The following is a 26321-nucleotide window of genomic DNA, read 5'->3' as shown; positions in this document are numbered from 1 at the left end:
CATGGGTTCATAGTAGGTTTTGGGGCAAGGGTTATAAATACACAGACCTTGCAGATCATTGCCTAATTGTCTCAAGCAGGAGAGCGGTGCTCAAAAGACCCATTTAGAGTAGGGGCAGTTAACCGCTGAGCAGGATGTCGATGACGCGACGCTCAGCGGTTACGAGAACCCGGTATGGCAAATAGAGAGCCCTAAAGGGTGTAATCTATGCCGGTTCAGCAGCAGCGTTGGCAGATGGAGCTTGAACAGACAGGGGCGCTCCAACGATCCATGTGTCGTGCCGGCGGGCAAGATCTGTCCAACCTTCGGGTGGCGTTTGACCGATTAGGGGGAAGAATTCGTCAATACCACCAGGGACGAAGGTGCCAAGCAACCGAGCCCTGCCGGGGCCAAGATTCACCCATCCATGTACGGTGTTGCGGGGTACAACCACCGATGTTCCGGGTCCGGCCTCAAACTCTTCGCCTGCGCAGTGAAAGCGAAATTTGCCTTCAAGAACTTCAAAGATCTCTTCTCTATCTTCGTGATAGTGCAGTGGAGGACCTGAGAACGGTGGAACATCCACTTCGATGATGGTAAAAGCCCCTCCAACATCTTTGCTATGGACGCGAATAGCCATCTGCTCGTCGAGCATTGTATCGAACCAAGCAAGGTTCTCACTTCGTCCGACAATTGCAGCTTTGTTTTGATTGAATTGAGTGCTCATTGTTTTAGATTGTTTAGGGGTAAAGGTAGCGCTACGAATTCACTGAGGTAACAAGCATCGCTTGGGTAGCGGTGGGCTTGATATTCTGGTTGCGATCAAACAGATTGGTGGGGTCATACTGGTTCTTGAGCGCCACGAGTCGTGCATAGGTGTCAGGTGGGTAGACCTCATGAATCCGCTCTCCCTCGTCTGCCAGAAAGCCCACATAAGCCCCGTTAGCGTAGGGTAAGAGCGCTCGAAAGACTCGCTTGGTGCGGGCATCGAGACTGGCCGCATCGGCCGACAGCGGTGCGAAATGAGAGACCAACACCATGCCCTGTTTATCGCGGTGAGCAAAGGCTGTCGCCTCGGGTGCGACCCGGCTCATCGCGCCACCCAGGACTCGCAGGGTAATCAGCGTTTCGGGGGACATGATGGACTGAGATGCTTCAACGAACGCGTGGATCATCCCGTTTGAGAAGGTCTCGAAGAATTGCGATCGCGAATGATGCTGAAAGCCAGGGATTTCACCAACCGCTGTAAGCGCAAACATAGCTGAATAGGGCATGGGCGCGATCAGGTCGGCAATTGGGGTGGCAAGCTGACGGAGGGGAGCGACAACCTGCTCACCCTCGCTGATGTCACCGGTGTAGCAGACCATAATCCCGACGACTGGGGTTCCCTGTTTATCGGGGGGAATGAAGGGGGCAGGCGGTGCCAGCATGACCAAAACTTCAGTGGAAAGTTCATCGGGTGCTGCCGCTGCTAGACGGGTGTACTCTTGCAGGATACGCTCTGCCTCGGTTGCCTCATAAAAGACGGCACCGCCCAGAACCGTTCCACCTGGGTGCAGGTTTACCTCGAAAGCCGTTGCAATGCCGAAGTTGCCACCGCCGCCGCGCAGTCCCCAAAACAGTTCGGTATGCTCATCCGCACTGGCACGCACCAATTGTCCATCAGCTGTAACCAGTTCCACGGCTTGTATGCGATCGATGGTTAAACCATAGGCGCGGACCATCCAACCGATGCCGCCGCTGAGCAGCAAACCACCTACACCCACGGAGGCAACGTCGCCTGCCGTCAATGCCAATCCAAAGGGCTGGAGCTTTTCGGCAACTTCACCCCAGGTCAGACCGGGTTCCAGACGGGCTGTGTGGTGTACCGAGTCAATCGTAATCGTCTTCATCTGGGAGAGATCGATCACCAGCCCACCGGTGTTAGTGCCATGTCCGGCGGCACTATGTCCTCCGCTACGCACGGAGAGCGCCATTCCATGCTCACGTGCAATATTGACGGCAGTTCTGACATCTTCCGCATCCACGCAGCGAACGATCGCAGCAGGATAGCGATCAAAGCTACCATTCCAAACTTTTCGCCCTGCTTCATAAGCAGGGTGGCCAGGAAGGATTAGCTCACCCCGGATCTTCGAGGCAAGTATCTCGATCGCTTCTCCGTAGCCATGCTGCCTCTCTTTTGGAGACATTATTTGAACATGAGTTTGTCCATTTTGCTCGTATTGAGCAGTTCCTTGATTTTGTGACATTAGTTAATTCCTTGCATTTTCCAGAGACAGTAAAAAGACTCCTATTAATCAATAAGCTGTGTCATGAACAGCCATTGATTCACACCAACACAATCCACCTTCACCATGCTTTGCTATGGCGCGCTTAACTCTGCTATCAGTGGTAATTGCTTGTTCAGTAAAAGACTAGAAGTGCCGAAACAAATCCGCAGTACCCTCTACATCTGAGCCTTAACGGTGACGTCTACGCTGAGCTTCGGTATGTTGAGGTTTGACTCGAATCGATGCAAAGTATTCTGTTCGTAGCCAGTCGCCGTTAACCAATTCGCTATTGCCAGAATGGCGGTTATGATTCCAGCTTCAATTCCACGATAAGCACCTAAAATAAGTCCTGTTTTCTGAGCCATCGGTCGCCCTCTTTTATTGCCTTATCCTTTCATTGCCTTTCGAGCATGAATTTATAGTAGGTTCAGATCAAAAGGCTCTGAATACATAAATCTCGCAGATCATTGCCTGATTTTCTCAAGCAAGAGAATAGTGCTTAAAAGAACCCTCTATAATAGGTGCAGCGAAACGATGGGAAGGAGGTCTAACAATATGCCCCTAAGTGGAAAACTCAGTATGGTAGATGAATCCCCAACGCACGCGACTACAATTGATGCGTGTCAAGAACTAACGCAATTAGTGACCCGTCACACGGAGGGCAGGGGGAACGGCATCCATTCGACGGCGATCGCTCAACTGGAGCTGATGCGAGAATCTGTGGCTCCTACCGCACTCTGCTCGGTGTATGAGCCGACACTTTGCATCATTGTCCAGGGTAGAAAAGAAACCTTACTGGGTAAGGAAACCTACCACTATGGTGCGGCTCAATATATCGTTGTTACAGTCGATCTGCCGCTCAATGGAACTATTGTTGAGGCGGCACCGGACAAGCCGTATCTTTGCTTTAAGCTCAGTCTAGACGCGACTCAGCTTTGGGATATCATCGATCAGATCCAGCGCCGTTCGGACAAGCAAGAGGGTTCAGTGAGAGGCTTGTTCGTCAGCGATGCGAGTGCCTCGTTGATTGATTGTGCCACTCGGCTTACCCGGCTTTTGGATACACCCGAGGATATTCCATTCCTGGCACCGATGATCATTCGCGAACTCTATTACCGTCTTTTAATGGGCGGCCAGAGCGAGGCGGTTTGGCAGATTGCGACTTCCGGTAGCCATATGCAGCGCATTGCAGCGGTGATTAAACAGATTAAAGCTGAGTTTGCCAAGTCATTGCGTGTTGATGAGTTGGCAGAGCAAGCCAGTATGTCTTCTGCATCATTTCATCGGCACTTTAAGGCCGTGACCTCAATGAGCCCATTGCAATATCAAAAGCAGTTGAGGTTATTGGAAGCCCGGCGTTTGATGTTGGCTGAAGATGCGGATGCGACCTACGCAGCGTATCAGGTGGGTTATGAGAGCCCTTCTCAGTTCAGTCGCGAGTATTCCCGCATGTTTGGTACCCCACCGAAGAAGGATATTGAGCGGTTACGAGTGGCTTAAGTATGGCCTGTTCGGCGATCGCTGAAATTCACGTTACAACGATGGTCCATTCAAACCGATCCCTCGGTGAGGGCCTAATTTCCCAGGTTCTGCTGCCGGAGTCGGTGGAATTTTTCCGCTGCGCTGTTGGCATAGCTCTTGATGGACTCATAGCTCCCCTAAGGCAAAGCAAAATGCTTGGGCTAGTTCCCACGTTCCTTTTTGGTAGTATCACAGCAACATGCCTTCTCCCCACCTCATCGTGTATTGCTGCGCTTCCAGGTATGGGTGTGCTAGGTGCGATCGCAAAGTCCAAGGATTGACAACTGGGTTAACCTTTGGGGACTTTCGAGGCCGTAGAAGACTAGTCAGGGCAGACTTGAGTGGGTTAGTTGAGTTGCTCTATGGACCTCCGATTTAGAAACTACACAACCGCCTTATCTGAGTTTGAGCAGGCCGTTTGGGTTCAATGTCCTCGGTGCGATGGTGCGGTCCTTTCTCGTTGTTTAGATGAGCGTCTGACGTGGCGGATCGCCTGCCCTAACTGTGGCTATATTAAAACGGCATCTCGAAGCGCTAAGCAAAAATCGCTGCCCTGGTGGACCGACGGCTGGTGGGCCGAGTATCGAAAGCATGGAGGTGCGGTAGATCCGGTTTTTGGTTTGCCGCTTTGGCTGCAGGTGCCCTGTTGTGGACATGTTTTGTGGGCCTATAACGAGCCTCACCTGGAATTTCTAGAAGCTTATGTGCAGGCCAACATTCGGGAACGGCAGGGGCGTAAAGGCAATCATCATGGCATAGCCGTTCGGCTACCTCGGTGGATGAAGTTGGCCCACAACCGTTCCTCTATCCTCAAGGAGATTGGGTATTTACGTGCTCGGTTAGCGGATTCTTCCCAGGGAAGGTAAGCTTGGCTGGGCTAACCGGAATTCTCGACTGCAATTAGGCAAGTATAAAGATGTGCAGTTGCCCAAAATTGCATTCCCTCAGCTCCGCCAAAGACCAAAACCATCCATTTCACGTGCACCAGTTGCCTGGGCGCGCAACTAGCCGGGATGCTTATCCCCTGGCTTCTGACCAAGGGTAATTAAAACCAAGCCCTGGCGATCGCTAGGGGCAGAGGTGAAATTCCATTTACGCCAAATAGCCTACCCCTGCTATCGCCCTCGCTGACAAGGGCATCCTAGGCAAGTAACGGGCAGAAATCCTGAATCGTAGATGCATCCTGAGAACTAACCCCCACCGGCACCGTTGGCCCGCGGGGGTTTTTATTTGACATCTCCGTTGGCACTAGCCCACCGTCCATTCCTTAATTTTTTCTGTCTTGACGCGCTCGTATTGGGATGACACAACTAAGTCATCCAGTTCTCTGAGCAGCGCCTCAGCAGTACCTATGTCCCCGTCATTTGTCGCTTGGGTGTAGGCCTCTAGCACAATGCGAAATTCGTTGTCTATCATTTGCCACCCTTCTTAGTGCTGCGTCAGGTTGATTGCTCCGTCTACGGGGTAACACTCAAAGTTATTGAGGAGCCACAACCGAACGGTGGATTTCGCAGGCAGTTTTGCTAGTGGTGCTGATTGCGCTGGCGGTAGGGCCAGTACGAAGGAATGACCCACGAGGATGTACTGGCGCAGCTGAAGCAGAATCGGGCGGAGGCAAACGCCGCTAACTAAGCCATCTAGCCTAACCGCCGCGAACACCTGCCGATGGACTGCTCGTCACTTGGGATCCACAAACGGGCGCACGCGTGACCCTTGAAGTAAGGTTGAAGATAATGTGCGATCGCTGCGGATTCGCAGGGCTGGTCAACCAAATTTTCCTTCGCAATCACCACTACAGGATACTTAGGCTAACGATTTTCCTTCTAATAATAAGTTATGCGGTTAGTTGATTGGTGAAGAAATAAGCGAAAGACTACTGGTGAAAGTTTGACCGAACTAGATAGAGATAGCTTATTACTTGGAAAAATGGGGTTGCATGGCGGAGATTTGTGCAACCAGTTCTGCACGCGACGAAACCTCTAGCTTGCGGAACATTCGCTTCAAAGCTTGCTTGACAGAATTTTCGGTAATCCAAAGTTCATTCCCAATCTCTGCATTGGTTCGCCCCAAAGCTACCAAGTCAGCAATTTGTAACTCACGCGGTGTTAGTCGGCTGGCGTTAAGCGATTGATGTTGAGGTTGTGGAGTCGTGCTGCGTGTAAGTCTCACACTTGCAGTCCAAGCAGACAGGTGCAAACAGACAGCACTTAGATCGGCTAGATTTTGAGTATCAAAAGCAGGCATTGATTTTTCGCGGGTACATCCCACTGAACCCACGAGTTGACCACGATCGACAATCGGACCTGCCATTACATGCCGGTGGTCCGGACGTGGACAGATTAATTTCCAGGCCTTGGGTGTTGTCACCAATCCTTCATGAACGGGTGTGTGGCGTTCCGCGATGTAACGCGCTACAGGGTTGTGTTCGAGAGACAGGGCAAGGTTGAGAACGGTTTGAAACTTTTGATCTACTAAAAGCTGGTCGAAGAAAAAGATTCCAGATCGCTTGGCCGCAAAGTACTCCCCAAGTTGTGGCGCAAGCTGCGATCGCAAGCTGTCTTCATCCTCTGCTTGGTGAATTCCTTCAAATAAGAGCTTCAAGGAAGTGGTCATGGTGGTGAAAAGAGTACTCGATCGAGGACTAGTCGCGATGGGTCGCCATTCCTAGTATAAGGACAGATTCAATTGCGATCGCCACAAGGAGATGAATTCATGACTAACTTGCAAAATTACACCATTGGTTTGGTCTTTTATCCTGGTATGACCTCGCTGGATATTCTTGGCCCACAGCAAGTTTTTAGCGGGCTACCTGGTGTCAAAATTCATCGGATCTGGAAAACACTTGATCCAGTAAAAACCGATGATGGAATGATGGTTTTGCCCGATACTACGTTTGAAAATTGCCCGCGCTTGGATGTGATCTGTGTCGGCGGCGGCCTAGAAATGCTAGCGATAGAAGACGATCCAGAGATATTAGCATTTCTCCGTGAACAAGGGAGCACTGCTAAATTTATCACCTCAGTCTGCGGCGGATCGATACTTTTGGCGAAAGCAGGATTGCTCGAAGGCTATCGGGCGGCCACTCACTGGGCCGCTCGCGAGCAGCTCGCTGCATTGGGCGTTGAGGTAGGTACTGAGCGGGTTGTGGTCGATCGCAATCGAATTACGGGTGGCGGTGTGACAGCCGGGATTGATTTTGGTTTGACGATCGCAAGTATCCTTTACGGTGAGGAAACCGCCAAGATTGTTCAACTATTGCTGGAGTACAATCCCGCCCCTCCATTTGATACCGGTTCCCCTGAAAAGGCGGGTCCTAAATTGGTCAATAAGGCGATGCTATTTATGCAACAGATGCCGAGTTTAGAACTAGCAAAATAAGTAGGCTGACATAACTATTTCTGACACAAGCTGGGTTAAACCCATTTTACGCAACTTCCATCCTCTTTAATACCTGCTTGATTGCTCAGGTATCAACGGTTGGCATGGCTGGCTGGTAATGCCCTTTTTAGAAAACGCCTAAGGACTAGGGGCCGATAGCTTCAAGGTGCCGAATTTGGGCGACCAAAACTCCCCTTGGCTCTGAAAGAAGGCAACTTCCTTACACTTGCCACGGCGATTTTCTAGAAGCGAGCAGCGCAGCATGACTTTGTCCTGCCCGTCTTTGGTGTAGGCGTAGCGCTCAAGTAGGGCACCGCAGACAGGGCAGGGATGGTCGGTAAACAGGTCTGAACTGAGAGCCTGGCGCTGGGCTTGGGGCAGCTCATAGCGTTTGGCCTTAGCATTCCAAAACATGACGGTGCCGCAGCCGGGGCCTGAGCATTTGAGAAAGTGCTTAGCTTTCATCTTCTTAGAACGGGAGGGAAGTTTGGTCATCGCCTCGCCGCAGGTGGGGCATTTGGTTTTGGTCGGTTGACCGTTAGCAGGCTTGGCCTTAGTGACTGACGATCGCTCAGAAGACTTCCCTCCCGGTGCCGGGGGATGCTCGGCAAAGGTCGGCAGGGAAAGGAGTTGGGACTTGGCTTGGGCGATCGCCGGGGCAAAATAATTCCGGTTCCAGTTGAGTAGGTAGGCCTGCCACTCCTGGTCGCCGGTGGCGATCGCATCTAGGGCCGTCTCCATCTGGGCCGTAAACTCTGGCTGAATCAGGTCCGGCAGGAGCTTCTCCAGGGCTCCATCAAGCTCCAGTCCCAACGCGGTGGGCTGTAGCTTGCCCTGAAGCAGATCCACATACTCCCGCTGCCTGAGGGTTTTGATGGTCGGGGCGTAGGTGCTGGGGCGACCAATCCCTTTTTGCTCCATTAGCTTCACCAGCTTCGGCTCGCTGTAGCGGGGCGGCGGCTGAGTCTGTTTAGCGTCCGCCTGGGCCTGTTCGAGTTGCAGGGGTTGCCCCTGGGTTAGGGCAGGCAGCACTGTATCGGCGCTGAGGTTGTTCCAGTAGCGGGTGTAGCCGGCAAACTCTAGCACCTGGCCGCGGGCTTCCCAGTAGGCGTCGCCCGATTGGGTGACAATGCGAGTTTTGCGCAGGCGCGCTGGAGCACATTGCGAGGCCACCGCCCGGTTCCAAATCAGCTCATAAAGGCGAGCTTGTTCGGCAGAGAGCTCTCGCTGGAGGTGCTGGGGTAGGTGATTAACATCGGTGGGGCGAATCGCTTCGTGGGCTTCCTGAGAGCCTTTAACCGCCCGGTGTCGGGTGGTTTGACGGGGCAAGTTAGTGGGGTCGTGCTGCTCTAGGTACTGGCGCACCGACTCGCAAAAGGGGGCCGAGAGGGTGATCGAATCAGTACGCATGTAGGTGATATGGCCCTTTTCGTAGAGCGCTTGGGCCACCTTCATGGTGTGCTCGGGGCTGAAGTGCAGTTTAGAACCAGCCGCCTGCTGCAAGGTGGAGGTGACAAAGGGTGGCGGGGGCGCCTGGGTGGCCTGTTTGCCTTCGATGTGCAAAACGTGATGGGAATGGGCTTGGGCGATCGCCACCAGCTGATCGGCCCGCTCTTGGGAAGTCACCCGCTCAGACTCCTGCTCAGCGCCCTTATCCTCCGCATCTTTGGCTGGTGGCCGCTGCGGCTTAGGGCTGGTGCGATAAAACGCTTTGAACCCCTCGCCGTAGGTTACCCACACGCTCCAGTAGTCTTGGGGGACAAAGGCCTGAATGGCTCTCTCCCTGACGCAGAGCAAATGCAGGGTAGCGCTCTGCACCCGACCCATAGATTTTGCACCGTTGTTTAGGGGCCAGACCACGTGGCGACTGCCGGTGTAGCCCACCAGCTTATCGAGGCAGTCGCGGGCGCGTCCGGCGGCGACTAGGCTCTGGTTGAGGGTGCGGGGCTGGGCGATCGCCGCTCTCACCGCCTGAGAGGTAATTTCGCTGTAGACCACCCGCCGAGGGTGCTTTAGGTTGAGCGCCTGCTGCAAATGCCAGCCAATGGTTTCGCCTTCGCGATCGGGGTCTGTGGCGATGTAGACACAGTCGGCGGCTTTGACCGCCTGGCGCAGATCAGCCAACACCTTTTGGGCGCGGTCATCACGAGGTTGATAGCGGCAGTTAATAGAGTCTGTCCCTAGGTCAAAGCCGAGGGCATCTTCGCCGTCATTAGCAAGTTCGCGCACATGGCCCATGCTGGCCTTGATCACCCAACCCGAACCCAAAATTTGCCCCAGTTTCTTCACCTTGCCAGGGCTTTCAATCAGCAGCAAATTGGCCATGGTTGCCTCGATAGACCATCAAAGGTCTGAATGCACTAACTCAATAGTACACTTGAACTCAGAAATTTTCAGCATCTCGACTTGCGCCAAGCCAGTAGGACTAACTCTATAGAGTTGTCAGGCCCTCAAGCAGACTGGAAACAAGGACTGGCTAAGCTTTTAGGTATCGTTAGTAGGTCCAATTTTTTGCTTAGAGCAACAGGTGTACCTAACTTAACGCTACAAAGACATAATGGAGCCCCATTGCTAGCTAAATTTTTGTTATTGTGCAGATAGGCAACGCCAGAAGGCTTGCCCGGCTAGATTAATTTCTTTTGACATTGTGAATAAGATTTGAATCCTTCTTCCTAGTGCCAGTAGTTGTTTTTCTCAACATGGCTTGTCCCTAGGATAGATTATGTCCAACATTCAAAAATTCGACCCCCCTAAAAATCATTTGCTTGCGGTTTTACCAACGGAAGCATATGAACGGCTAGTTCCCCATTTAGAACTGGTTTCACTGACGAACTATCAGTCTATTTACGACGTTGATGAACTTATTTCCTATGTTTACTTTCCGCACCACTCACTAATTTCCCTAGTTACCTCAATGGAAAATGGCTCTACCATTGAGGTTAGCCTAGTAGGGCGGGAAGGAATGGCAGGTATTATGGCTATTTTGGGCGGTAAAACCAAGGCCCATCGAGCCTATGTGCAGGCTCCAGGCCAAGCTATGCGCATGAGTGCCGCAGCGTTAAAGGCTGAGTTCGATCGCGGTGGACCGCTACAAAGCATCCTGCTGCGCTACTGTCAGGCTCTTTTTAGCCAAGCAGCTCAGTATGTTGCTTGTAATCGGTTTCACTCAACTGAGGAGCGGCTGGCCCGCTGGCTCTTGCTAGTGCGAGACTGCTTGCAAAGCGATACATTTATACTGACTCAAGAGTTTATAGGGGAAATGTTGGGTGTTCCCCGTTCTAGTGTCACGATAGCCGCTGGCAACCTGAGTCAGGCTAGTGTAATTCGCTACACCCGTGGTCGGGTCACGATTTTGGATGGTGAAGCTTTAGAAAACTGTTCCTGTGAATGCTATGGCGCTATTCAAAGGGAGTTTGCCCATTTGCTAGGTCCCCTATAGGAGAAAAAACCTGCCCTATGTTTAAAACCCGACCGACTTGACCGTTTAGAGCGGTTTAGGATGACCTTAGCTTAGAAAAGCTGGCTTACCTAGGTCACAATCTCGTTTTGGGTGATTATGCAGCCAGAATATCGTCAATGCGGATACGGCGACGAAACAAACTGTGCTGACTGGCTAAATCTAGATTATTTGTTGCATTTAGCTAGCCCTCAAGCAGTGCAAATGGATGCAGACCATGGTGATTTGCTAGTAGAAGAATGTCAAAACAACCACATCAATTTTGATGGCAATCTATCTTCCCTAAAGGGCCTACGGGTTTTGATAGTTGATGGAGATGTCGATACTTTAGACATCTTTAGTTTTGTGCTGCAAGGAAGAGAAGCAGAGGTCTTCGCAACTACTTCGACCACCGAAGCAATTGATAAGGCAACTAACTGGTATCCAGATGTTTTGATCTGTGATATCAGCCTTCCAGGTCAAGATGGCTATGCCCTAGTTCACGAGCTAAGAAGTTTGCAGACCGACCCAGACAAATTTTTGTGTGCCATTGCGGTGACAACGCTGCTTAAACAACAGGACTGTCTAAAGCTTTTATCACAGAATTTTCGATCGGAAAGCTTTGAGAAGTATCTCCCCAAACCAACTGATGTTTATGAACTTGTTGCTGCTGTTGCGGAGTTGACAAGACTATAAACCAAACCGATGGCGCTAATCCAATGGGTTAGTTCCCAGAACCATACATTCACCAGCCTCGAATTCAAGCCAGTCTTGGCACGCAATACTCACTAGTGCTGCGGCTCCTAGCGTAGTTAACTGTGCGTATGTGGTTTCATAGCGTATCGCCCATCCGCTACGCCTTTTGGAACCTGGAATATGAGCTATTGGGCAAAGCAAAATTCCCGGGCTAACTCCCAAGGTCCTTTTTGGTAGTACCACAGCAACAAGCCTTCTCCCCAACCCGTCATAGATTGCCATTGTGCCTCCAGTTCTTCATATAGCTGGCGGGCTGCATTGGAATCCACCTTATTTTGAATGGTGATGTGCGGACGGTAGCCCTGGCGATCTTGGGGGATGAGCCATTCGTCCCAGGCGGTTGCTAGGTCTTTGTGTAGCTGAATCAGCTCAGGAGAACTGACGCTGATGGCGACGCCGTTGCCAAGCAGCTGGGGCGAAGGCAAAGAAAAAGGAAAGTGCTTTGTCTGAGCGCACAGGGCCTCTAAGCTGTGGGAAATAGCCGATTCGCGATCGCCCGGCAACTGATGAAACAAAATAACGTGGGCCGGAACGACATTTCGCTCTGGGGGAAAGTGCTGCTGGCGTAACGTGTTTGCTCGCTCGAAAGTGGTTTGGTCTAACTTCAGCGTCAAAATCAGAGAATTACTCATTGGTTAACCGACACAGGGATTAAGGCTAAGAACGGGTGAGGTAACAGTGGCAATCTGGCTTTTCAATGAGCGTTTCCACTAGAGAATTTAACGTCACTGATGCTAAAAGCCCACCACCGAAGCTGCCTTGAATCGTGATGTGAGCAACTTTTGTCGCCGCCAGTCGCCGCTTTGCCGCTGGCGCATGGCTAAACCCAATCGGCATGCCAATGACGAGGGCGGGCTCGATTTGCTGCTGCTCAATCAGCTGGCAGGCCGCAAGCAGCACTGAGGGGGCGTATCCGATGACCAGCACAGACCCCTTGGGCGTCTGCCGTAGCCGTTCTTGCCAAGCTGGATGGTTGTAAAACGTTTGCTCTGCTTCACTAACGCCCGTAATGTGGGGATCATCAATCAGAGTTGCGATCGGACATTCCAAATGCGCTAACCGAGTGCGATCGAGGGTGGCGGCGACGCTTGGCAAGTCTGTCACAATACAACACTTTGCTTTGAGCACTTTGCGAGCAGATGCAACAGCACTTGGGCTCAAGCTGACAAAGTTGATCAAGCTAACGTCGCCACAGGCCAGCACGAGCTGATGCAGTAAATGAACTGTGACTTCAGAGTAGTCAGACAGGTCAGGAAGCAGCCGCTGTAGGGATTCTTGAAATGCTTCTGGGTGCGCTGTTGTCTCGGCATCTAGATTTGACCAGATCTGGTCGAGTTTGCCGAGTTCCTCCTGGGTATTCACATCTAGCTGCTTGATCTGGGCCAACACCTCGGCCTGGGTGCTCTGGCAATCGCGATCGCGCCCCAGCAGCCCCTCTAGCGCCGTTGCCGTCTGCCGCAGCCGGGTGATTTGCTCAATCACGGCGCGATACTGCTGCTGTAGCTGGGCCATCAATGTGGGGTTGGTGAGTTCTTCGGACTGGCTGTCGAGTAGCTGGCGAATGTGCGAGAGCTGAAACCCCTGCTGCTTGAGGGCAATCACGCGCTGAAGACGCTGCACGTCTTGCTGGGTGTAGAGGCGGTAGTTGCCCTCGGAGCGCTGCACGGGCGGCAGCAGCCCCAGGGTGTGGTAGTGCCTCACCATGCGGGGGGTGACGCCGCCAACCGCGTCTGTGAGTTCTTTGATGGTTAGGTATGGAGCCTTCATCCCTCTAGCTTACTCAAAACATTGACATTGACACTAATGTCAATGTTTAGGGTGAGGGAGTCTCTACTTCACGGTCTCAGTATGGTTTCTGCCAACCTATCCACGCCCCGGCTGTCTAGCCTGGTTAAAGATCACCCGGATGCGATCGCCGCCTTCACCTGTGCGGCTCTCGTCCTCCTAGGCTGGCAATCGCTCCATCTGGGCTGGGTTGGAGCGGCCATTTTGATTTTGACGGCGGCCTACGTGATTGGCGGGTTTGAGAGTGCGCGGGAAGGGTTAACGACCCTATTCAAGGAGAAAGAGCTAGACGTAGACCTGCTGATGATCGTGGCGGCTCTGGGTGCGGCCAGTCTGGGCCTGTGGCGGCGAGAGTATTTCCTGATTGTGGATGGCGCGGTTTTGATCCTGATTTTTGCCATCAGTGGGGCGCTGGAAGGGTACGCCATGCAGCGAACAGAGCGCAGTATTCGCGGGTTGATGAGCCTGACTGCCGATACGGTGCGAGTGATCCGAGGGGAGCGAGAAGAGACTATGCCGATTTCAGCGATCGCTGTTGGCGAGCAGGTGCTGGTCAAGCCGGGAGAGCTGGTGCCGACCGATGGGTTGGTGATTGAAGGGGTTAGCACCCTAAACCAGGCACCAATTACCGGAGAATCCATTCCGGTAGAAAAGACGATCGGCGACCAGGTCTTTGCGGGCACCATCAACGGCAGCGGCGCCCTGCGGCTAAAAATTCACCAGCCGCCCGAAAGCAGCCTAATTCAGCGAGTCATTCGCCTGGTGCAGCAGGCCCAAACCGAGGCCCCACCTTCCCAGCAGTTTATCGAGCGCTTTGAGCGGGGCTATGCCAAAGTCATCGTGGTGGCCGGAATTTTGCTGGGCGTGCTGCCGCCCTTTTTACTGGGCTGGAGCTGGGAGCAGACCATTTACCGGGCCTTGATTTTTTTGGTCGTGGCGTCGCCCTGTGCGTTGATGGCCTCGATTATGCCCGCGCTGCTGTCGGGCATTGCCAACGGCGCGCGGCGCGGAATTTTGTTTAAGAATGGAGCGCATCTGGAGCGCATGGGACGGGTGAGAGCGATCGCATTCGACAAAACCGGCACGCTGACCACGGGCAGGATTGAGGTAGTCAGCATGCGGGCCGTTGAGCCGTCCACGCAGCTATTACTTCAAGTTGCCGCTGCCTTGGAAAGCCTGTCTGAGCATCCCATTGGTGAAGCGATCGTGCAGGCCGTCCGCCAGCAAAACCTGAGCTGGACAGAGGCGGTTAATGGCCAAGCCAAGACTGGGCAGGGGATTACCGGAGAAATTGATCGCAAAACAGCGGTGGTTGGTAAAGCGGCCTTTGTCCAGTCCCAGGCCAAGAGCCCTCCCCCAACCTTGGTTCAGCACAGCCAGCAGTGGGAAGCTGAGGGCAATACGGTGGTGTGGGTAGCCTATGGCGGCGAGGTATTGGGCATCATCGCTGTTGCCGACACCGTGCGCCCGACTGCAGCGCGGGCGATCGCCCAACTCAAGCGGCTGGGGGTTGAGCAGATTGTCATGCTAACGGGGGACAATGCCCGGACGGCTCAAAGCATTGCTCAGCAGACCGGGGTCGATCAGTTCCATGCCGAGCTGCTGCCCGAAGACAAAGTAGACGTGATTCGCCGCTTGCAGAAACAGTATCAAACGGTGGCGATGGTCGGCGATGGCATTAACGATGCGCCCGCCCTGGCCCAGGCATCGGTGGGCATTGCGATGGGAACCGCGGGCAGCGACGCGGCGCTTGAAACCGCAGACGTTGTGCTGATGGCCGATCGCTTGGAGCACCTAGAGCACGCGATTCGGCTAGGTCGCCGGGCTCAGAGCGTAGTTAAGCAAAACATAGTGTTTGCCCTTGGGTTTGTCGTGATTCTGCTGATTTCGAATTTTGCGGGTGACCTCACGTTGCCCCTGGGCGTGCTGGGGCACGAAGGCTCGACGGTAATCGTGACACTGAGCGGGCTGCGGCTATTGAGAAATTAGTCGGCGTGGTCGGCTAGGTCGAGGATGCGATCGCTATCATCTGGGTCGATGGCTTGCAGCTTGGTCCACCGCTGGTCACCTTCAGCAGCACGGCAGCCTCACAATTTAGCTCGATTGCGGCGCACATCTGAGCCGCTGTGGCAGCGCTATTTGCTGCGATCGAGGGCCTTCACCACGTAGTCAGGCAGCGGCTCTGCTGTAGGTGTAGGGCCGTCGGCGAAGGTAATCAGCCTCACGTAGCTGGCCTCGCCATCTTCGCCCTTGCCCATACTGCGGCTGAACCAAATCGCCGCACCAAATTTGGGGTTACTGCCACTGCGGCGGGTGTAATGATGGCCCATCCACCAAATGACAGTAGGGCCGTGGTTGTCGTGAGCTACCTCGATTGCCCCGATCGCAGCTACCCAGCCGTCTTTGTAGGCCGATAGTGGGCGCTTCCAGTTGGGCGGGTTGGCTGCGGCGATCGCCATGGTAGCGACTTCAATCTGCTTCAGTGCGCGGGCTAGGTCGGCGGTGTTGTCGGTCATGGTTGCGGGTAGGTGAGGTGTGCGGTGGTAGGGGACAGCTCTAGGGAGGTCTATGCTGCAATCGGGCGGGCGATTGGCCAGGTGTCTACTACTTCGTGCCAGGGGTAATGCTGGTCAACGCGGGCCGCGATCGCGGCCTAGTCTCCCCAACCAAAGTAGTCACCACTGGCTACCTCTATGTTGAACCCCTCCACCAGGGTTTGACCTCCTGCTTTATGGGCAGTGACAACGCAATACCACTAAGTAGCGGGGCGACGGCCAGAGCCTTCTTTAGCTCTCGCTCTTGGGTGGCAAACGTCAGATTGAGAAAGGCGAAATTGTAAGGGTCTTTGAGCAGTTACTGAGCGAGATCAGACTGTTCAGGCGGTAGGATTCGCTCAAAATTGGTAACGGCACCGCCTTAACGCTGGAACAGGTTGGACAAGATGTTCTTAGCAGGGAGCACAAGCTGGCAAAGCTTTCTGATTAAGCGGCTAGTGAATCAATCGTTTAATCAGTTAATTAATCTCGTTCAAGTCCTCATCCCCCCAGAAGGTTAACCATTCCTCATCTGACGGCCCCCAAAATCTCATCCAGTCAGGCTCTATTACTGAAGCCTGCGGTAGGTTGCCGCTAGGGCGTTGGACAACGGTAGTGAGAGACTCAAAGTCAGGGCATCGCCGCTGCTCTGGCCCGGCTGGATGCACTGCACAGACCAGGTAGGGACTGCGCGCGTTGAAACGGCAGCTGCGGCATTGCCGCGTAGGGGAGAGGTTAGTAGAAGCGTTGACCATTGCCAATGCACAGCTGCTGTCTATGGGAGTCGATAGGCCGATTTTAGCCTTTACCTAGTTCAACACTCATTCCAGGCTAAGCCTTTTAGGTCTTTTAAGTTCTGTAAGTGATGGGGATCACAGTTCACCGAAAGGTTGAGGGGCTTTGGGTGTAAACCAAGTTCTGATGAACATGACCAGGAACTCTGTCCACGGTCTTGAGTCTAAGGCATTGTAAGGAAGGCAGCAGCTACTCCTTCTAACACAGTCGATTTATAGCGAACTCCATATAACGAAACCGCCCCCGGTGCCCTGTGCGCCGGGGGTTATTTAATGGGTGCTCCTTAAAGCATTGCCTGGGTTCAGCGGCCCATCGTCAACTTCACGGGCAATATACCAAGGCATTATCCCGATCGCCCAACCGGAGCTTGGGTTGAGGTTCAGGATAAGTGCTTAAGTGCTCAATCGCTTAGCCAGAACAGGTACTCTTTGCCTCTTACAGTTCATGTGCTTAGCTGACTAACTAATTCGCGAAACAAAGATCCCGACTGGGAACAGCGGAGAGATAGAACGCCTGAGAGAAAGCTTGTGCGTTATTGAAACGAGGAGCGTTGCAGCAGTTAAGCCGTTTCTTGCCAACGTCCTCTCAATTTGTCGGCAAGAAGTACCCGCATGGGTCATGTCAAACAAATATTAGATTCTCATACTTAGAAATATAGTTAACCGGCAGCATTTCTTCTTGTCAACTAATTAATGACTGAAACTGTAAATTTCTGAATGGTTAAGTCCAGGATGAACTGACAAGTTTGACAGAACTAGACTGCCAAAGCTGTGTTTTAAAATTAGGAGACCTGATTATGTCATTCGAAACTCCGAGTGCTTTAGCCAATTCGATTATGGCTAGCCTATACGATGTGCTAACCAGCGGTGACAATAATGTTCCTGCCTCAGAAGACAACTTCTTTAGCTGGACATCACCCGGTATGCCCATTGAAGCTGATGATTTTGACTTTCTTAGCCAAGGATTAACCGGTCTTGTGAATAAATCTGCTGTTGAAGATCTGGGTACTGAAACTGAAGCTCCAGAAATCACCCCAGAGCTTCTCGATCAATTAAGGGCAACCGATACCGCTCGGCTCTATATGCAGGCCGAAAGCTTTGCCCGCATGGTCGATTTTGTCCCCGATTTGGCCAAGCTTAACAATGAGCAATTCACTCGTCTGAGCGTAATGAACAATGAGGGCACACTCTCTGAACGCTACGAATATGTTCTGCGGATGAGTCAGGTAATGCAGTCGGAATTACCCGCTGATATTAAGCAACGGATTGAACAATTCCGAGGCCTTCTAAACGTCACCCGTACAGAGACAGATCTATTCGGTCGCGAACGGGAGATCACCGAAGACGGCCCAATTGTGAAGCTCTACCAGGAGAAAATGGCTAACTACGAAGCCGCTGCCTTGGAGTATAACAACCGCCGCATCGCTGCCCTAGCAGCTAGCCGTCCTGAAGATGTGCACTACTGGGCGATGAACGCCAATATCCTACGCAATCGGGTGCGGGCTGCGATGGCCGATTGGGTTTCCAATGGCTACAAGAATGACTATGAGCAAATCAACGCTTTTATCGATCAAGTGATGCAGCGAGATATGTCGTTGCTGAAGGATCAATATCGCGATGACCTGTTAAAAGCGAAACTCACTAGTTTGGCCTCAGGTAGTGACTTTTACTTTACGTCAGTCGTTCCTGGTAACTTCACCCGTGCCTCCGGCTGGACGCAGTTTACCTTCAACTCCGCCCGCTACAACCGCTATCGCAACTCTAAGTATGCCTCCCAATCCTCTAGCACTAAAGCTGGTGGTGGCTTCAGCCTCGGTTTTCTGACCGTGGGTGGTGGCGGCGGCGGTAGCAACGCTAGCTCATCCTACGAGTCGAAAGTGAAATTTGATAGTACTCGCTTCCGGCTTTCGTTCAAGATTGCTCAGGTGATGGTGACTCGGCCCTGGTTCAAGACGGCCTTTCTCAACAGCAAAACCTGGCGCTTCGATCAAAATAACCCCGATTCTAAATCGCAAATGGTGAGCGATGGCGGCAACCCTGCCAAGGGATTGATTCCGGCTTACCCCACATCGATGGTGGTGATCAAGGATTTGGAACTTTCCCTCGGCCAAAGCAGCGGCTTCTCGGACTACCTCTCCGAGTACGAACGGTCGTCGGCCAGCGGTGGTGGTGCGCTCTCCCTCGGTCCCTTTAACCTGGGCGGTTCTCACAAACGCAGCACCAGCCTCGGCGAAACTACCTTCAAGCATGGCTATTCCTTTGATGGCCAAACTATGAAGGTGCCAGGTATGCAGGTAATTGGCTTTAAGTGCCATGTTCTACCCAAGTCTCCTAATCCATTACCCAACATCGAGAAGTGGATCTAGTTTGTGTGGATTGATGGGATGAAAGAATAGATAAATCTTGAGTATTGAGGTTGAGATTTGAGTGAATAATTTAATTCAAATCTCAATCTTTTTCCAGTTTTTTCGCTACTTTGAAAAGCCCTTTTTCCTGCCAAAATTTATGGTTTTAGGCTCAACTTAATTAAGGAAAAATTATGGACGCGATCGCTCAATTGGCCCTGACGCAAAAAGCTCAAAGTGTTTTTGGGGGCAACAATACATTTCTCAGTTTTCCCCTCACACCGCTGCAATATACCCAGGATGACCTGAGTTTTGTGCAAAATTTCAATGTGTCTCGACTAAAAGAATTTTCACTGCTGGTCAACTTAATCCCTACCGGGCAGGCATGGCAGCCGACAGAAGCCTATTATCTCTGGGATGTTTATGGCGATGTTTTAGGTGGCCATGATACCGAATTAGCCCAGTCTACCCGCACGGCTCAAGAAGAAACTCAATACCAACGAGCTGTACAGTTTTTAAGTATTGCTGGTGCCGACGGCTGGCCAGAGATGAGCCCAGCAGTAAAGGCCTACAATCAATTTCGAGATCAGTGGTTTGTGCTTCAAGAACATTACAACTCAGTCAAAATCACTGGCGAGACTACAACTGATCTCGCTCTCAGGGAGCAATGGCTTAGAGTAGACGAACCTCGACTTCGGCAACAACTCCGTGATTTAGAGAACCGCTGGCTGAGTGAGGGATTTAAGCAAGAGGTAGAGCAATCTCAAGAGATACGCAGTCGCCTAGGGGCCAAAAACCCCCATAGAACCTGGGGAGAATGGAACAGCAAGTTTGACCCCAGTATAAATGCTCTGACCGATGTAGATGGAGTAGAGTTTTATCCCAGCAGTTTTTCGCCGATGAATGCGTTGGCATCGGGTTCTTGGCAAACCTTCAACCTGACCCGGGACGAAGTGGACGCGATGGTCAAAACCGCTCCTGCCGAGTTGCGATCGCGCCTTGCCGCCGACCTTCGAGCCTCAGATATTGAGTCAATTTCGCTAGAATTTAGCTCTGCTGCGATCGTGCGAACTTGGCTAGATTCTGACCTGTTTAAAGCCCGTTTTTGGCGGTTTATGGATCGCTCTCGGCGGCTCTCTAACGGCAATACACCCCCTGCTGGTCAATGTCCTGCCTATGTCAGTGCAGTGGTATTTGCCCGCAACATTACAGTAAAGCGCCGGGTTCAACCACCTGCGCCCGCAACCCCGACAACGCCTAGCCCATCTTCCCCGGCAACGCCCGTTGTTATTCGCCCTAGACGGCCTAAACCTGATATTTTCATTGACCCAACTGATTTTCCTAAGGGTAAACGTTACTGGGATCGCCCCTCCGTCATGATGAAGATGGTCGCTAGCCCCGTCACCTCGCTTGACCTGGCCTATCCCATCCTGGCTCAAACAGCACAACCCAACTTAGCCCAAGGAAACTTCGCTCAATCGGCAGTGACTCAACCCCTGAAGGCAGACGCTCAGTCGCTTAAGGTCAACTCGTTGAATACGGCTCAACTCCGGCCGATACAGACTATCGAACCGGCGGATCTACCTTTGAGGAAACCGCTACGGCCAGTGGATAGGAACCCCGAAATTTCTCAGGCCGCTGCGTCAAAGGCATTCTTGCGACTCCAGCAGGAAGCCATCATGCGCCCCACCCTGCCCCAGGCAAGCAAGGTTTCGCAGGAACCCAGCCAAACGAAAACCACCTCTACGGCGGCTGACCAAATTTACATCCTGGCGTTTATTTGCAAGCCTGTACCCCTCAGCCCCAACCCCGATTCCGCGTTGCAGTGGTAATTCGCTGGTCTCTCTAAGCGAGGCTGTATCGGCCCAATCCATAGGGTTGACGATGTGCTCTTCCAGCCATGGGTACTCATTCTCATGGCCTTAACTGCGGCTACTGCGATCGCATTTAACCTACCTCTGCTCAGCAAAAACCATCGCGACTACCGCTTTATAGAAGGCCTCAGCTGCCCTCTATCATCGCTCTAGATGGATTGAGGGGAGCCTAATGTTACCGACCTTTATACTCCGACCTTGGGCGACAGATCGCACTGTATCTGCGATCTGTCGCTTAGCTCAACTTCCAGCCACCGCTGGCCTGGGACTGCGGGCAATGCTGGGGCGCTGTCGGGGGGTAACAAACAGGCGCTGCATGGCTTGGGTGCGATCGCTACTGGTTTCACCCTCAGCTACCGTCCACATTGTGTCGTAGAAGAAAAACGAGACGCCAGCAAAGCCCATACCTCGGGCCGTCTGCACCTGCTGTTGAATTAGCGCCATGGGCACAGGTCGATCCTTCAAACCGCTTAGAATGCCAACGCCAGTAGGGATATGGCGATGAGCCTGCTGAAGGGCGCGATCGCGAAGGGCGTTGCGAAAGCTAGCCAGGTTATCCCGATAGATCTGGACGACGAGCTCTTCGATGTATCCCTTTTCTCGCCAGCGGGGCCAGTCTTGGAGATGGTGCGTATAGGCAAAGGCAGCCGGGTTGGGCGAAACCGACAGCACCGCGTTGGGTCGTCTTGCTTTGACCGTCCAAAACACCCGGTCGACAAACGCGGTAATTTTGTCGGCTCGCCAGCGGGTCCATTCAGCGTCGTAGGGGTTGGCTGGTGGCGCTTGGCCGCGATGCTCCTGCCGATAGAGGTTGATGGTGTAGGGGTCGTAGCCAAAGGCTACCGGCAAGCTGAAGTGATCATCCAGCTGGAGCCCGTCTACCTCGTAGTTAGCCATCAGCTCGGCAACCAGGTCGAGGATGAACTGTTGCACCTCTGGGTGAAATGGATTAAGCCATACCCGAGGGTGTCTGCCCTCCTGTTCTCGGCTCGCAGCGGGTAGAACTCCCTGCTTTTGGGTCAGCCAGTCAGGATGGCGCTGGGCCAGGGGCGAGTTGGCCGGGGCCATGAAGCCAAACTCAAACCAAGGAATAACGCTGAGGCCACGATCTTTGGCGGTTCGAATCACTTCGAGCAGCATGTCGCGATCGCCCTGGGCGGCTTCTAATGCCTCATTGCGCCCCTGGTTTTCTAAGTCGGGATAGAGACCCTGCTTGTAGCCCGTCGCTCGTTCTGCTACCTGGCTGGGATAGAGCGTGTAGCCCCAGCTCCACACTGCTGGGTAGACGGTGTTGAAGTGGTTGTTGGCCAGCTGTTGCAGCGAGTCTTTGACCGCTTGCTCTGAGAAAAGCACCTGGCTATCAACATTGGTTAGCCAAACTCCCCGAATTTCAGCGGGTGCGCTGACAACGGCCTGCACTGGCAACAAACCGATTGCGCCTTTGGCGATCCCGATCACCAGGGCTGTCAATATAGCGAGGCCTAAATAGCAAAACCGTCTCATGGCATTTCCCAACTAGCCCTGCGGGCGTTTTCGAACCTATTACCAAATGCCAGTATTTCGGATTGATTTTCTGAACTTGTCAGCCTGATATTCAACTGGTACATAGGTTTAAGAGAGGATTTAGAAATCGCCTAGGCTCTCCTTGCGGCGGGAGAAGTTATGGCGAGAAGGAGCTAGGGCGCGATCGCAGGCAATTCACCTAAGATGCTGTGAGTTGATTGCGCCTTTGCCATCGGCCTCCCATGCTAGGGACATCTGACAGGAACGGACTAGTTGGCCTGGCTCTGCACGATGGCAGTGAGTTTATCGGGGTCAAGAATGGTTATTTTGCCGCCCCGCTGGTAGGCCACCGCTCCCTTGAGCTGCTTAAACAGGCGAACACACTCTTCGTAAGTGATGCCAATACTACGGGCGATTTGGTAGTGGGTGAGGTGCGATCGCAGCCGTTGGCCCTCTGGCACCGCCTCCGTACCGGCGCTGGCGACAAAATGCTCCAGGTAATGAATCAACCGCACGATCGCCCGTTCTGACACCAGGCCATGCACCCGGTTGTGCAGGTGCTGAAGCCGCTGGTTGAGGATGCCCAGCAGGTGCAGCGCTAGCTCTGGAGCTTCCTGAAACCCCTTCAGCAAGGATTCTCGCTCGATGGTCAGCACCTCAATCGGCTCCATCGCCGTGGCGGTTGCCGGGGCCTGGCCATTGCCAAACATCGCTGGAGCCGCAAACATCTCATTGGCCCCCAGCAGCCGCAAGATCGTCTCTTTACCTGACTCAGAGACTTTAGTTAGGCGCAGCGAACCCGCTGCCAGCAGATAGAGGCAGGCAGGCAGGGTATCACCCTCTTGAAATACGGTTTCATCAGTGTCGTAGGCGTTGAGGCTGCTGTGGGTGGCGAGCTGCGACAGCAGCGGCAGGTCTAAGCCTTTAAACAGGCCAATTTTCTGAAGCTGCTGGGCATCGACCTGCATGGTGGGGTTTAACTCAGAGAACGGCGAGCCTTCACTAAACTATACCGATTCCTAAGCCACATGCCTGGGCGAGTTTCGATCTTCTGTAAGCCCGGCAAAATAAGAGTTTCAGGCAAATTGAGCGCCACCATTTGGAGCGTTTATGAGCTACCTCATGAACACCTCAAACCCACTCTGCCACAGTGGAGACATCCCCTTCTGGTCAACGCTATGACGGCAAAACAGCTCAATCTCAAAACCGCTCCTGGCCATGAGGTGCTGGCCGCAGCGGGTAAAAAGATCCTGCGTCCCAGTGGGCGCGGGGCTACAGAAACGCTGTTCACCTGGGTTGACTTTCAACCCGGTGATACTGTGCTAGAACTGGCTGCCAGCTTTGGCTACAGCGCCATCGCCCTGGCCCAACGCTATGGCGTCAAGGTCGTGGGGGTCGAAAAAAATCATGAAAGTGTGGCCCGCGCCCGCACCAGTGTAGAAGCAGCGGGCCTGAGCGATCGCGTAGACATTCGCGAAGGCGATATTTTTCACCTAGAACGTATTTCCGAGCAGTTTGACTACGTGCTGGGCGAGGCAATTTTGTCGATGCAGTCGGGCCCTGGCAAGGCCAAAATTTTGCAGGGGGTGGGCGATCGCCTCAAACCCGGCGGACAGTTCCTCAGCCATGAAATGCTGGCTCAGGGTGCCCGCATTGAAGCCCTTAATCGAGAACTGGCTACCACCATTCGCGTTAATACAGCCCCATTGAGTGAGGTCGGCTGGCAGGCAGCCTCTGAGGCGGCAAATCTGACCGTGCAGCAGCACCAAACTGGCCCGATGGCCCTACTCAACCCGCTGCGCATTGCCCAAGAAGAAGGACTAGGTACGCTGCTCAGCTTGGGCTGGAATTTGCTCGTGCATCCACTCATGCGGCAGCGCATTCTAGCGATGCGGCGGGTGTTTACCGAGTACGGCGACGACCTAGGTTACATCATCCTCCGCGCTGAAAAACTGAATGATTCACTCAAGGGCTAATGTTCTTTCTTTAAGGTCACTATGACAACCACAATTCTTTCGTTTCAGCCAACCTTTACCCAGCTGCAAGAGCACATTGAGTATCCTAAAGCAGGTAAGTTGAGCAAAGTGCTCCTGCAAGACCAAGTCTGTCAATACACGCTCTTTTGCTTGACGGCAGACACCGAAATTTCAGAACATACTTCTCCCCGTAATGCCGTTGTTCAGTGCCTAGAGGGCAAAGGGGTATTGACATTAGAGGGCAAGGATATTGCTCTGGAGCCAGGGGTGTTTATTGTGATGCCCGCTAACGCGCCCCACGCCTTGAAGGCGATCGCGAATCTAGCTTTTTTGCTTACCCTCTCGAAGCCTTAGTGCAAATCTAAAAATCAACAACCAGCGTCACCTAGAACTGGAATTTCCATCATTTCTCCATTCTGCTGAAGTTGCAGGGTGCCCTCTACAGAAACCGACTCAATTTCTCCTGGTTCACCTAGGGCGACATTAACTTGCAGCTTAATTGCGTCATCTGGGCTGGCAAAAGTTTGTAGGGTTTGTTGCCCGTAAAACTCATCACCCGATGCGGCAATGCGGCGGAAGCGGATAAACTCGCCATTGAGTTTCATTAGGGCAACCGCATCGGCTGAGGGTTGAGCCAGGCCGTTAAAGAAGAGATACTCCTGCGATCGCAGGCCATCATCCCGGTGCCATAGAGTCATGCCGCAGCCACCCCCATCCTGAGCAAACAGTTCGTCAAGGGTAAATCGATCAATTACCGGAAGCGCAGGGTTCGAGGTAGGCTCGTTAAGTAGCGGTGATGAGGTAGCTTGGAGCCGGTTGCCCACTGGGGTGCAAGCCAAGACCACAGGCGTTAATAGCAGCAGTAGAGATGGTAGTCGTTTCATCACTGGGTCGCATTACTGTAGATAGCATAACTAGAGACTGCCCGGGTCCGATCGACACCGATATGAATCCCGCAGACAGTGACTTTGCCGTGGAAATGAACAAGCTGACTGCCCTCGGTCGCTATGGACAGGAGACGAGGTGGCTGGCATGGTCTCTTATCTCGCCAGTTCTGAAGCCGCTTTTGTTACGGGCGCGAACCTCAAAATTGATGGCGGATTTACCGCTTGAACGAGACAACAATCTAATGCGCTATCCATGGGAGATCGCAATGCCTAGTCGAAGCCAAGAATGAACCCAGCAGCGCAGCCTCAGCAGCAGGAGAGATAGCCAAGCGTCCTAAACAGAGGAACATCATGAATAAGCCCGAGTTTCTTGGCACCCCCGGTTATGGCGAATATATGCTGAATGAATTGCATTACTCGCAAGCGGTAAAAAGTGGCAATCGAGCGGAGACATCCGAAAAGGCGGCATTGATGACAATCTGCAAATTCCCGAATTACTTGCGGATGAGATTGCTCAGGCACTTCAGAACGTAGAGCGAACCTTGACGACTGCCGGTGCGGGTTGGAAGCGTGTTGTCCACGTCAATTCTTACCACGTTGGTAGGTCTCCTCAGAGGTTAACGATGTGTGGTCAGGCTGTTTCGTCGTTACATGCCCAACTACGCCCCAATATGGACAGAGGTAGGAGTTGCGGTTCTTGGATTTCCAACGATGCGGATTGAAATTTGCGTTACTGCAATTGTTCTGTAGGTTTTGCGTAAGCGACAACGCTGCACACCAAGCGGATGAAGTCTAACTCTGGGCAAAGGGTTAGTGCAGCAAACTCAAAACCAGATGGCTGAGCGATCTAATCCTCTAATAAACGTCACACCTCTCAAGTTTCTGACATGCCTTATCCGACGTGGTTTGCAGTGCTATTCAGTCGCGGCGTGGGGCAACTAGCTTGAGCAATTTTGTTGGCTCCAGAGGAACCGACCGAATCAGATTCCGGCATGAGAATGCCACGACTAGAAACCCTGTATGAACACGGTGGTTAAATTGCGGTAGCTTTTTTGTCTGCCTACGATGTCCCTAGGCAGACTACCTACTCTTGGTGCGACACAACGTCATTAGAAGCGGCCACCTCAGCAATCATGCTGCCGCTCTAGATATAAGGGATACATGCTCGATGCTTGGCATGAGGGGGTCAGCGCCCACAGCTTCTGGCGTTGAGTAGACCAGGCAGCCTCATAGCCCGATATACTCTCACGTCTCAAAGTCTATGCCGAGTTCTTTGCAGTCGC

Annotated in this window: 22 protein-coding genes and 2 pseudogenes; 11 read left to right on the top strand and 13 right to left on the bottom strand. The window is 52.9% G+C overall.

What is annotated here, in order from left to right; all coding sequences use genetic code 11:
• Positions 1 to 205 precede the first annotated feature (205 nt).
• The 3 genes from H6F59_RS24670 to H6F59_RS24660 all read right to left on the bottom strand — a co-directional run bounded on the left by H6F59_RS24670 (position 206) and on the right by H6F59_RS24660 (position 2614).
• A complete protein-coding gene (locus H6F59_RS24670) occupies positions 206 to 706 on the bottom strand; it encodes a cupin domain-containing protein (RefSeq protein ID WP_190707246.1) in 501 nt (166 codons plus the stop codon).
• Between the two features lie 31 nt (positions 707 to 737).
• Positions 738 to 2168 (bottom strand): FAD-binding oxidoreductase, encoded by a 1431-nt coding sequence (locus H6F59_RS24665; RefSeq protein WP_190707243.1) that lies wholly within the window; start codon positions 2166 to 2168, stop codon positions 738 to 740.
• Positions 2169 to 2425: 257 nt separating this feature from the next.
• The gene (locus tag H6F59_RS24660; RefSeq protein WP_190707240.1) at positions 2426 to 2614 is read right to left on the bottom strand and encodes a hypothetical protein; all 189 of its coding nucleotides are present in this window, start codon (positions 2612 to 2614) and stop codon (positions 2426 to 2428) included.
• A 214-nt stretch (positions 2615 to 2828) separates the two neighbouring features.
• Here H6F59_RS24660 and H6F59_RS24655 point away from each other — a divergent pair, with 214 nt between their 5' ends.
• A complete protein-coding gene (locus tag H6F59_RS24655) occupies positions 2829 to 3749 on the top strand; it encodes an AraC family transcriptional regulator (RefSeq protein WP_190707237.1) in 921 nt (306 codons plus the stop codon).
• A gap of 1269 nt (positions 3750 to 5018) precedes the next feature.
• Here H6F59_RS24655 and H6F59_RS24650 read toward each other — a convergent pair.
• Both H6F59_RS24650 and H6F59_RS24645 read right to left on the bottom strand, forming a co-directional pair.
• Entirely contained in the window at positions 5019 to 5186 is a 168-nt protein-coding gene (locus tag H6F59_RS24650; RefSeq protein WP_190707234.1) for a hypothetical protein, read from the bottom strand.
• 498 nt (positions 5187 to 5684) lie between these two features.
• Positions 5685 to 6383: a LuxR C-terminal-related transcriptional regulator gene (locus tag H6F59_RS24645; RefSeq protein ID WP_190707230.1), complete on the bottom strand. Its 699-nt coding sequence runs from the start codon at positions 6381 to 6383 to the stop codon at positions 5685 to 5687.
• Positions 6384 to 6482: 99 nt separating this feature from the next.
• On the opposite strand from H6F59_RS24645, the gene H6F59_RS24640 reads away from it, so the two are divergent.
• Complete coding sequence (locus H6F59_RS24640) at positions 6483 to 7148, top strand: DJ-1/PfpI family protein (RefSeq protein ID WP_190707226.1); 666 nt, start codon at positions 6483 to 6485, stop codon at positions 7146 to 7148.
• A gap of 138 nt (positions 7149 to 7286) precedes the next feature.
• Here H6F59_RS24640 and topA read toward each other — a convergent pair whose 3' ends face one another.
• Positions 7287 to 9473 carry a type I DNA topoisomerase gene (topA, locus tag H6F59_RS24635; protein WP_190707223.1) on the bottom strand — a complete coding sequence of 729 codons (2187 nt, stop codon included), beginning with the start codon at positions 9471 to 9473 and terminating at the stop codon, positions 7287 to 7289.
• A gap of 397 nt (positions 9474 to 9870) precedes the next feature.
• On the opposite strand from topA, the gene H6F59_RS24630 reads away from it, so the two are divergent.
• Together H6F59_RS24630 and H6F59_RS24625 are read left to right on the top strand one after the other, a co-directional pair.
• A complete protein-coding gene (locus tag H6F59_RS24630) occupies positions 9871 to 10587 on the top strand; it encodes a Crp/Fnr family transcriptional regulator (protein WP_190707220.1) in 717 nt (238 codons plus the stop codon).
• 117 nt (positions 10588 to 10704) lie between these two features.
• The gene (locus H6F59_RS24625; protein ID WP_190707217.1) at positions 10705 to 11280 is read left to right on the top strand and encodes a response regulator; all 576 of its coding nucleotides are present in this window, start codon (positions 10705 to 10707) and stop codon (positions 11278 to 11280) included.
• Positions 11281 to 11465: 185 nt separating this feature from the next.
• Here the strand turns inward: H6F59_RS24625 and H6F59_RS24620 are convergent, their stop codons facing one another.
• Positions 11466 to 11972, bottom strand: coding sequence for a 2'-5' RNA ligase family protein (locus H6F59_RS24620; RefSeq protein ID WP_190707214.1), 507 nt, complete (start codon positions 11970 to 11972; stop codon positions 11466 to 11468).
• Positions 11973 to 11997: 25 nt separating this feature from the next.
• Entirely contained in the window at positions 11998 to 13107 is a 1110-nt protein-coding gene (locus H6F59_RS24615; RefSeq protein WP_190707211.1) for a precorrin-8X methylmutase, read from the bottom strand.
• An 81-nt stretch (positions 13108 to 13188) separates the two neighbouring features.
• On the opposite strand from H6F59_RS24615, the gene H6F59_RS24610 reads away from it, so the two are divergent.
• On the top strand, positions 13189 to 15114 hold the full coding sequence (locus tag H6F59_RS24610; RefSeq protein ID WP_190707208.1) for a heavy metal translocating P-type ATPase: 1926 nt from the start codon (positions 13189 to 13191) through the stop codon (positions 15112 to 15114).
• A gap of 146 nt (positions 15115 to 15260) precedes the next feature.
• Here the strand turns inward: H6F59_RS24610 and H6F59_RS24605 are convergent, their stop codons facing one another.
• Both H6F59_RS24605 and H6F59_RS27755 read right to left on the bottom strand, forming a co-directional pair.
• Entirely contained in the window at positions 15261 to 15641 is a 381-nt protein-coding gene (locus tag H6F59_RS24605) for a single-stranded DNA-binding protein (RefSeq protein ID WP_190707204.1), read from the bottom strand.
• 497 nt (positions 15642 to 16138) lie between these two features.
• On the bottom strand, positions 16139 to 16414 hold the full coding sequence (locus H6F59_RS27755) for a DUF6464 family protein (protein WP_279308375.1): 276 nt from the start codon (positions 16412 to 16414) through the stop codon (positions 16139 to 16141).
• Positions 16415 to 17250: 836 nt separating this feature from the next.
• Here H6F59_RS27755 and H6F59_RS24600 point away from each other — a divergent pair.
• Both H6F59_RS24600 and H6F59_RS24595 read left to right on the top strand, forming a co-directional pair.
• Positions 17251 to 18819, top strand: a complete 1569-nt coding sequence (locus H6F59_RS24600; RefSeq protein ID WP_190707201.1) for a hypothetical protein — start codon at positions 17251 to 17253, stop codon at positions 18817 to 18819.
• A gap of 173 nt (positions 18820 to 18992) precedes the next feature.
• Positions 18993 to 20630: a hypothetical protein gene (locus tag H6F59_RS24595; protein ID WP_190707198.1), complete on the top strand. Its 1638-nt coding sequence runs from the start codon at positions 18993 to 18995 to the stop codon at positions 20628 to 20630.
• A gap of 282 nt (positions 20631 to 20912) precedes the next feature.
• On the opposite strand, the gene H6F59_RS24590 is transcribed toward H6F59_RS24595, so the two are convergent.
• Both H6F59_RS24590 and H6F59_RS24585 read right to left on the bottom strand, forming a co-directional pair.
• On the bottom strand, positions 20913 to 22175 hold the full coding sequence (locus H6F59_RS24590; protein ID WP_190707194.1) for a glycoside hydrolase family 10 protein: 1263 nt from the start codon (positions 22173 to 22175) through the stop codon (positions 20913 to 20915).
• Between the two features lie 269 nt (positions 22176 to 22444).
• The gene (locus tag H6F59_RS24585; protein WP_190707191.1) at positions 22445 to 23143 is read right to left on the bottom strand and encodes a Crp/Fnr family transcriptional regulator; all 699 of its coding nucleotides are present in this window, start codon (positions 23141 to 23143) and stop codon (positions 22445 to 22447) included.
• A gap of 210 nt (positions 23144 to 23353) precedes the next feature.
• Between H6F59_RS24585 and H6F59_RS24580 the strand changes: the two genes are divergently transcribed.
• Both H6F59_RS24580 and H6F59_RS24575 read left to right on the top strand, forming a co-directional pair.
• Positions 23354 to 24151, top strand: a complete 798-nt coding sequence (locus tag H6F59_RS24580) for a cyclopropane-fatty-acyl-phospholipid synthase family protein (RefSeq protein ID WP_190707187.1) — start codon at positions 23354 to 23356, stop codon at positions 24149 to 24151.
• 21 nt (positions 24152 to 24172) lie between these two features.
• Entirely contained in the window at positions 24173 to 24505 is a 333-nt protein-coding gene (locus tag H6F59_RS24575; RefSeq protein WP_190707184.1) for a cupin domain-containing protein, read from the top strand.
• A 14-nt stretch (positions 24506 to 24519) separates the two neighbouring features.
• Here the strand turns inward: H6F59_RS24575 and H6F59_RS24570 are convergent, their stop codons facing one another.
• Positions 24520 to 25035, bottom strand: a complete 516-nt coding sequence (locus tag H6F59_RS24570; protein WP_190707181.1) for a hypothetical protein — start codon at positions 25033 to 25035, stop codon at positions 24520 to 24522.
• Between the two features lie 11 nt (positions 25036 to 25046).
• Here H6F59_RS24570 and H6F59_RS27750 point away from each other — a divergent pair.
• Together H6F59_RS27750 and H6F59_RS27175 are read left to right on the top strand one after the other, a co-directional pair.
• Positions 25047 to 25264: pseudogene (locus H6F59_RS27750) on the top strand (SDR family oxidoreductase); the annotation flags it as partial.
• A gap of 125 nt (positions 25265 to 25389) precedes the next feature.
• Positions 25390 to 25788: pseudogene (locus H6F59_RS27175) on the top strand (Rid family hydrolase).
• Positions 25789 to 26321 lie beyond the last annotated feature (533 nt).

This window comes from Nodosilinea sp. FACHB-141, assembly GCF_014696135.1.
Taxonomy (GTDB): domain Bacteria; phylum Cyanobacteriota; class Cyanobacteriia; order Phormidesmidales; family Phormidesmidaceae; genus Nodosilinea.
The sequence above is the reverse complement of the archived record's forward strand: the minus strand, read 5'-3'. Positions and strand labels throughout refer to the sequence as shown.

Bases quoted from the DNA above. Each gene is read 5' to 3' on its own strand.
- H6F59_RS24665 (WP_190707243.1), bottom strand. From the start codon at position 2,168: ATGTCTCCAAAAGAGAGGCAGCATGGCTACGGAGAAGCGATCGAGATA.
- H6F59_RS24590 (WP_190707194.1), bottom strand. From the start codon at position 22,175: ATGAGACGGTTTTGCTATTTAGGCCTCGCTATATTGACAGCCCTGGTG.
- H6F59_RS24640 (WP_190707226.1), top strand. From the start codon at position 6,483: ATGACTAACTTGCAAAATTACACCATTGGTTTGGTCTTTTATCCTGGT.
- H6F59_RS24615 (WP_190707211.1), bottom strand. From the start codon at position 13,107: ATGAAGGCTCCATACCTAACCATCAAAGAACTCACAGACGCGGTTGGC.
- H6F59_RS24645 (WP_190707230.1), bottom strand. From the start codon at position 6,383: ATGACCACTTCCTTGAAGCTCTTATTTGAAGGAATTCACCAAGCAGAG.
- H6F59_RS24625 (WP_190707217.1), top strand. From the start codon at position 10,705: ATGCAGCCAGAATATCGTCAATGCGGATACGGCGACGAAACAAACTGT.
- H6F59_RS24670 (WP_190707246.1), bottom strand. From the start codon at position 706: ATGAGCACTCAATTCAATCAAAACAAAGCTGCAATTGTCGGACGAAGT.
- H6F59_RS24600 (WP_190707201.1), top strand. From the start codon at position 17,251: ATGTCATTCGAAACTCCGAGTGCTTTAGCCAATTCGATTATGGCTAGC.
- H6F59_RS24605 (WP_190707204.1), bottom strand. From the start codon at position 15,641: ATGACCGACAACACCGCCGACCTAGCCCGCGCACTGAAGCAGATTGAA.
- H6F59_RS24570 (WP_190707181.1), bottom strand. From the start codon at position 25,035: ATGAAACGACTACCATCTCTACTGCTGCTATTAACGCCTGTGGTCTTG.
- H6F59_RS24620 (WP_190707214.1), bottom strand. From the start codon at position 11,972: ATGAGTAATTCTCTGATTTTGACGCTGAAGTTAGACCAAACCACTTTC.
- H6F59_RS24610 (WP_190707208.1), top strand. From the start codon at position 13,189: ATGGTTTCTGCCAACCTATCCACGCCCCGGCTGTCTAGCCTGGTTAAA.
- H6F59_RS24655 (WP_190707237.1), top strand. From the start codon at position 2,829: ATGGTAGATGAATCCCCAACGCACGCGACTACAATTGATGCGTGTCAA.
- H6F59_RS24585 (WP_190707191.1), bottom strand. From the start codon at position 23,143: ATGCAGGTCGATGCCCAGCAGCTTCAGAAAATTGGCCTGTTTAAAGGC.
- H6F59_RS24575 (WP_190707184.1), top strand. From the start codon at position 24,173: ATGACAACCACAATTCTTTCGTTTCAGCCAACCTTTACCCAGCTGCAA.
- H6F59_RS24595 (WP_190707198.1), top strand. From the start codon at position 18,993: ATGGACGCGATCGCTCAATTGGCCCTGACGCAAAAAGCTCAAAGTGTT.
- H6F59_RS24630 (WP_190707220.1), top strand. From the start codon at position 9,871: ATGTCCAACATTCAAAAATTCGACCCCCCTAAAAATCATTTGCTTGCG.
- H6F59_RS27755 (WP_279308375.1), bottom strand. From the start codon at position 16,414: ATGGTCAACGCTTCTACTAACCTCTCCCCTACGCGGCAATGCCGCAGC.
- H6F59_RS24580 (WP_190707187.1), top strand. From the start codon at position 23,354: ATGACGGCAAAACAGCTCAATCTCAAAACCGCTCCTGGCCATGAGGTG.
- H6F59_RS24650 (WP_190707234.1), bottom strand. From the start codon at position 5,186: ATGATAGACAACGAATTTCGCATTGTGCTAGAGGCCTACACCCAAGCG.
- topA (WP_190707223.1), bottom strand. From the start codon at position 9,473: ATGGCCAATTTGCTGCTGATTGAAAGCCCTGGCAAGGTGAAGAAACTG.
- H6F59_RS24660 (WP_190707240.1), bottom strand. From the start codon at position 2,614: ATGGCTCAGAAAACAGGACTTATTTTAGGTGCTTATCGTGGAATTGAA.